The following is a 1,443-nucleotide window of genomic DNA, read 5'->3' as shown; positions in this document are numbered from 1 at the left end:
CCCGGCGCAAGACAATCCGCCGGATCAGCAGAAACTCGCCGCCTGAGAACCGGCCACGATCAACCTTCGTACACCAGATTTGACTTTATCTCGCATTCAAAGGGCGAGGACTCATAGTAATCTGCTGCTGGCATGGCTATTGCTTAAGTCATGCGGTCTGCCGCTCGCTAAAAGCTCGAAGAGACTGGCGACGCATTGGTATATCGATCGTCATATCGGCGGTGCATGACCGCCAAAGTGCCCCATGCGCGCGCCGTTTCTTTACATTCCGTTTCGTCGCTTGCGAAGCATAACCAAATTTTTAAGTCACTTGCTGTGCAAGCAAAGACGACGCCCGTGCGGAAAGAGCCGCGCTGGTCATGTAGACGGGAAGCTTCTTTCGCCTCGGGAGTACAGCGAAGCTGCCGTTAGACTTGCGCGCACCTACTGGTGATCAAAGCTTCCATCGGCACAAGACGGCGCCCGAACATAGGGTACGAATACGCGTCGTTAGAGTTCACCCCCGGCGCGGCGAGGGGATGGCCTCTATCGATGTATCCCATATCCGAACACCAGGGATATGGCGTACCATGTTCCTTCCGCACCTAGCAACGGATGTCGGTGTTGATAATAGGGTTTTGAAAGACCATGTATCGACAAGTGATCGCAGTGCTGTTGCGGGCGCGTCAATTTATAGCCCCCAATCCCTGTCAAGCATGATTCGAGTTCTTATTGCTGAAGACCACGCGATCGTCCGCAGTGGTCTAAAGCAAATTGTGGCGACAACGACAGATATCGTCGTCTCAGGCGAGGCCGCGGATGGCGCCGCTGCGTTGGAGCAATTGCGCACCGGAGAGTTTAACCTTCTCCTCTTGGACATGACTATGCCCGGTATCAGTGGCATCGACTTGATTCGGAGGGTTCGTCTCGAATGGCCGAGTCTCGTCATCCTGGTTCTCAGCATGCATAACGAAGCACAAGTCGCTTCAAGGGCCTTACGTGCCGGAGCATCCGGATATGTGACAAAGGATAGTGACCCGGAGATCCTCCTTGGGGCAATACGCAAGCTTGCCGCAGGGGGCAAGTTCATCGATCCGGCGTTGGTTGACGCCATGGTGTTTCACCAGAGGGGCGCTGACGCGCCAGCACATGAAGTGCTTTCTAATCGGGAATTCCAAGTGTTGCAGCGGCTTGCCACAGGGCAAACCGTCAACGAGATCGCCGAGTCACTATCGCTAAGCGCCAAGACGATCAGCACCCACAAGATGCGGCTGATGCAAAAGCTAGGTCTTCAGAACAATGCCGAGCTTATTCGCTATGCAATTCGACATGGATTCACGCAGGAAGGAGGTCTCTAAGACCATTGCATTTACACACAAGTCACTCGTGACCAATTTCCCGGGCGTACTTGATACCGGCGGCGAAGTCCATTACGCGCTGCAGGCCTTGCCAGATTGTCTTGAC

The 1,443-nt window shown here is 54.5% G+C and carries 1 protein-coding gene; it reads left to right on the top strand.

All coding sequences use genetic code 11. The features are described from left to right. Positions 1–695 precede the first annotated feature (695 nt). Positions 696–1,337 carry a response regulator gene (locus tag K309_RS0134915; protein WP_029050477.1) on the top strand — a complete coding sequence of 214 codons (642 nt, stop codon included), beginning with the start codon at positions 696–698 and terminating at the stop codon, positions 1,335–1,337. Positions 1,338–1,443: the final 106 nt, after the last annotated feature.

Source organism: Cupriavidus phytohabitans, from assembly GCF_000426345.1.
In the GTDB taxonomy this organism is placed as follows: domain Bacteria; phylum Pseudomonadota; class Gammaproteobacteria; order Burkholderiales; family Burkholderiaceae; genus Cupriavidus.
Note: the sequence above shows the minus strand (reverse complement) of the source record. Positions and strands in the feature narration are given on the sequence as shown.